Here is a 4012-nt window from a genome sequence, read left to right on the forward strand (position 1 = left end):
CCCTGGTGTGGTGGCCGTTGGCGCCGGCGCCGGCGCTTCGCCCCTGATCACGGGCCTGCGGCCTGTCCATCAGCAACTGCGGAAGGCCCTTTGTGGGTGGCTGGGGCGGGAGCGGGTGTTCCTGTTCCCCAGTGGCTTTCAGGCCAACGTGAGCGTGATGGCCGCCCTGGCGGATCGCCGGTGCCTGGTGTTGGCGGATCGCCTCTGCCACCATTCCCTGCTGCTGGGCGCGCGGGCCAGCGGCGCCGTGATGCAACGGTTTGCCCACAACGATCTTGGCGATCTGGAACGGCGCCTCGAGAAGGCGCGGCGGCGGCGCCCGGAGCAGCGGTTGCTGGTGGTGAGCGAGAGCCTCTTCAGCATGGAAGGCGCCAGCCCGGACGTGGCGGGCCTGGGCAGGTTGTGTGGGCGATTCGGGGCCTTGCTGGTGCTGGACGAGGCCCATGCCCTGGGGGTGCTGGGTCCCATGGGCCGTGGCCTGGCCTGGGGGCGGTCCCATGTCCACGTGGTGGTGGGCACCTTTGGCAAAGCTCTGGGCAGCGGCGGGGCCATGGTGGCCGTGGATGGGGTGCTGGGGGACTACCTGCTCCAGTTCTGTGGCGGCTACCGCTATTCCACGGCTCTGGCCCCCCCCCTGGCGGCCGCCACCCTGGCCAACCTGCAACGGCTGCCCCACCTGGAGCCGGAGCGCCAAGCCCTGCTGGACAGGGCCCGGCAACTGCGCCAACGGCTTGTGGACCTGGGTTATCCCCGCCCCCCGGGCCATGGTCCGGTGGTGCCCATTCTGGTGGGGGATGAGGAGGTGGCCATGGCGCTGCAACAGCGGTTGGAGGAGGCAGGGATCCTGGTGGCCGCCATTCGCCCCCCCACCGTGCCCCGGGGCGCCGCCCGCCTGCGGGTGGCGCTGCGCCGCGGCCAACCCCCCCAGGCCGTGGACACCTTGGTGCAGACTCTTCTTATCGAGCAAAACAGATGACCCTCCAGATCCTGGCCATGCATGGCTGGTCGTCCCAGGCGGAGCATTGGCAACCCTGGGTTGAGGCGTTTGCCGCCAGGGGCTGGCGCTGCCGTTGCGGAGAGCGGGGCTATGGGCCGCAGACCCCGGCCATGCCCGGATGGGGACAGGAGGGCCTGCGGGTGGTGATGGCCAGTTCCATGGGGATTCATCTCGTTGATGAAGCGCTGCTGGCCTCCGCCGAGGCGGTGGTATTGCTGGCCAGCTTCGGACGCTTCGTGCCCCAGGGCCGCCACGGCGCCGGGCGACGCCTCGAACTGGCCGCCATGGATCAGTATCTCCAACGGGGAGACGTGGCGGAGTTGTTTGCCCGATTCCGGGTGCAGGTGGCGGCGCCCCTGCCTGTGGATTGCCTGCCTGAGGGGTTACCGGCGGAGGCGGTGTCCCCCACCGGCATCCAGCGGTTGCGGGACGACCTGACCAAGCTGGGGCAACTGGGGGACCTGCCCCCCACCTTTCCCCGGCAGGCGCCCGTGCTGAACGTGGAGGCCGGGGAAGATCGCATTGTTCATCCCCTGGCCCGGCAGGCGTTGCGCCAGGCATTGCCCACGGCAGACCATCTCCTCCTGGCCAGCTCCGGTCATGCCCTGCTGGACGAGGGCCTCATCCCCCAGGTGGTGACCTGGCTGGAGAAGCTCCCCGGTCCCCTCCCATGACAATGCCCCACCCCGGCATCGGATGCGCCATGGGACCGGCCGAGGCGCGGGCCTACGTGCGGGAGGCCAGGCTGCAGAGGGGTGTGGCGCGGCGATTGGCTGCGCTTTGGCGTGGCGCGCTGGCCAATCGGCTGCCGTCGGGGCCGCGGCTGGATCTGGGGGGCGGCGCGGGGGCACTGGCCTTGGCCCTGGCCCGGAAGGGGTGTCCCCCGCTGGAGGTGGTGGATCGCAACGTGTCCCTTCTGCGCCTGGCAACGGGGTTGCAGGTGCGCCCCTGGGATCTGGACAGGGGATTGCCCGTGGCGGAGCCCGCCCTGCTGGCCAGCAGCTTCGCGCTCCACTGGCTGGCCCAGCCCCTGGAAAGTCTTGGTCAGTGGTGCCGGGCCTTGCGACCCGGAGGCCAACTGCTGTTGGCGGTGCCCACCTCCGGCAGCTTCACCAGTTGGCGGCAGGCCGCGCAGCGGGCGAACGTGCCCTGGACAGGTCTGTCCCTCCCGTCAGCCCAACGACTGCAAGGGGTGTTGGCGGACCAACTGCGGCTCCGCCATTGCTGTCTCCTGCGGCGGAGTCAAGGCTGGCCCTCCCCCCTGGCCTTCTTTCGCCACTTGAAACGCTCGGGGCTCACGGGGGGCGCCGGCGGGCGTCTGGGGCCGGCGGAGTTGCGCCGGCTGGATCGCTGTTGGCCCAGGCGCCCCCAGGGAAACGTGGCCGTGGAGTGGGAGGTGTTGATGATACTGGCGGAGCGGCTGAACGGCTGTGGAGCCGAGAGTCGGTAAGGTTTCCCCGCCTTCAGGACGGGGAGGGGGGCAACGGTTCCCCCTGCTGGCCGGGGTGGGAATCAACAGCCTCCTGATCTCCGCGGGGATGGCGCCAATCGCCGCGGCGCCCCCCCTGTTTGGAGAGGAGCCGCACGCCGCCAATCTCCATGGCGGGATCCAGGGCCTTGGCCATGTCGTAGATGGTCAGCAGACCCACCTGCACAGCGGTGAGGGCCTCCATTTCCACCCCCGTCCGGGCATGGGTATTCACGGAAGCCTGAATCCGTAGCCCGGAGTGGCGGGCCGTGGGGCTGATCCACACCTCCACTCCGTGGATGGGCAAGGGGTGACAGAGGGGGATCAATTCCCAGGTGCGCTTGGCGGCCTGAATGGCGGCAATCCGGGCCACGGCCAACACGTCCCCCTTGGGGGCGTCAGCGGCGGTAATGCGTTTCAAAACCTGGGGATCCATGCGAATCCACCCCTCCGCCATGGCTTGACGGTTTGTGGATGGGCGCTCCGCCATGGAAACCATGTGGGCCTGCCCCTGGGTATCAAGATGGGAGAGTTGCAAAACTGGCCAGGGGCTCCTGCCCACAGGGGATGGGTCACCCTAGCCTTGTCCCATTCGGACCCGGAACGCCCATGGGTGGTGCCGAATCGGCGCGAGACCCGTCCTGATGGCCAGTTGGAAGCGCCCCTCGACGCTGTTCTGCGTCTTTCTCACCCTGCTCTACGACCGTGTTGGGGAAAGCGTGGTCTTCCCTCTGCTCACCTTCCTGGTGGCTCCCCTGGCAGCCGGCTGGTCAACTGGGGCTGGTGATCGGCCTGCTGGGGGGCAGCTACACCATGGCCCAATTCCTGGCAACGCCGGTGATCGGCTCCCTGAGCGATCACTTTGGCCGGCGGCCGGTGATGCTGGTTTGTATTGCCGGTTCTGCTGTGGGGGTGGGCCTGTTCGGCGTGGGCGCCGGCCTCGGCGGCGGCGCCAGCGGCTGGGGCTGGCTCGCCATGGCCGGGGGGCTGCCGCTGATGTTCGCGGGCCGCATTCTGGACGGGGCCACGGGGGGGACAGCCGCCACCGCCCAGGCCGTCATTGCCGACATCACGGCACCCGACGGGCGGGCCCGGGCGTTCGGGCTCATTGGTCTGGCGTTCGGCCTGGGGTTCATCATCGGGCCGGGGCTGGGGGGCGCTCTGGCGGATGTGCATCTGCAACTGCCCATTGTCATGGCGGTTTCCATCGCGCTCCTCAACTTCCTGGTCACCTTCCTGCTGCTCCCGGAAACCCTGCCCCCCCCGGCCCGTCAGCCCATGCCCGGCCTGGCCCGGCTCGTTCCCCTGCGGCAAGTGCTGGAACTGCTGTTGAATCCCCGGGTGGGGGGTCTGAGTCTGGGGTTCGGCCTGTTTTTCCTGGTGTTCAACGGCTTCACCACCATCCTGGTGCCCTTCCTCAGCCTGGTGTTGGCCTGGCAGGCGGTGGACGTGGGGAAGTTGTTCATGCTGGTGGGGGGGTGGCGGCCCTGGTGCAGGGGGTGCTGATTGGTCCCCTGAGCCGTTGGCTGGGGGAGCAGCGCCTCACC

General features: G+C 69.3%; 5 protein-coding genes. 4 read left to right on the forward strand and 1 reads right to left on the reverse strand.

Annotated features, from left to right (window positions below; all coding sequences use genetic code 11):
- From BG35_RS0107310 to BG35_RS0107320, 3 genes are all read left to right on the forward strand, one after another.
- The coding region (locus tag BG35_RS0107310; protein ID WP_025782315.1) for an aminotransferase class I/II-fold pyridoxal phosphate-dependent enzyme at positions 1–976 on the forward strand (976 nt) is incomplete at its 5' end.
- On the forward strand, positions 973–1671 hold the full coding sequence (locus BG35_RS0107315) for an alpha/beta fold hydrolase (RefSeq protein WP_025782316.1): 699 nt from the start codon (positions 973–975) through the stop codon (positions 1669–1671). The genes BG35_RS0107310 and BG35_RS0107315, both read left to right, overlap by 4 nt.
- Positions 1668–2447: a methyltransferase domain-containing protein gene (locus BG35_RS0107320; RefSeq protein ID WP_152535219.1), complete on the forward strand. Its 780-nt coding sequence runs from the start codon at positions 1668–1670 to the stop codon at positions 2445–2447. Before BG35_RS0107315 ends, BG35_RS0107320 begins: the two co-directional genes overlap by 4 nt.
- A gap of 13 nt (positions 2448–2460) precedes the next feature.
- On the opposite strand, the gene moaC is transcribed toward BG35_RS0107320, so the two are convergent.
- Positions 2461–3027: a cyclic pyranopterin monophosphate synthase MoaC gene (gene moaC, locus BG35_RS10860; RefSeq protein WP_269087829.1), complete on the reverse strand. Its 567-nt coding sequence runs from the start codon at positions 3025–3027 to the stop codon at positions 2461–2463.
- A gap of 143 nt (positions 3028–3170) precedes the next feature.
- On the opposite strand from moaC, the gene BG35_RS10865 reads away from it, so the two are divergent.
- On the forward strand, positions 3171–3971 hold the full coding sequence (locus BG35_RS10865) for an MFS transporter (RefSeq protein ID WP_161632567.1): 801 nt from the start codon (positions 3171–3173) through the stop codon (positions 3969–3971).
- Positions 3972–4012: the final 41 nt, after the last annotated feature.

This window comes from Candidatus Synechococcus spongiarum SH4 (assembly GCF_000586015.1).
GTDB lineage: Bacteria > Cyanobacteriota > Cyanobacteriia > PCC-6307 > Cyanobiaceae > Synechococcus_B > Synechococcus_B spongiarum_F.

Excerpts from the sequence above, each read along its gene's own strand:
- BG35_RS0107315 (WP_025782316.1), top strand. The coding sequence starts at position 973 with ATGACCCTCCAGATCCTGGCCATGCATGGCTGGTCGTCCCAGGCGGAG.
- BG35_RS0107320 (WP_152535219.1), top strand. The coding sequence starts at position 1,668 with ATGACAATGCCCCACCCCGGCATCGGATGCGCCATGGGACCGGCCGAG.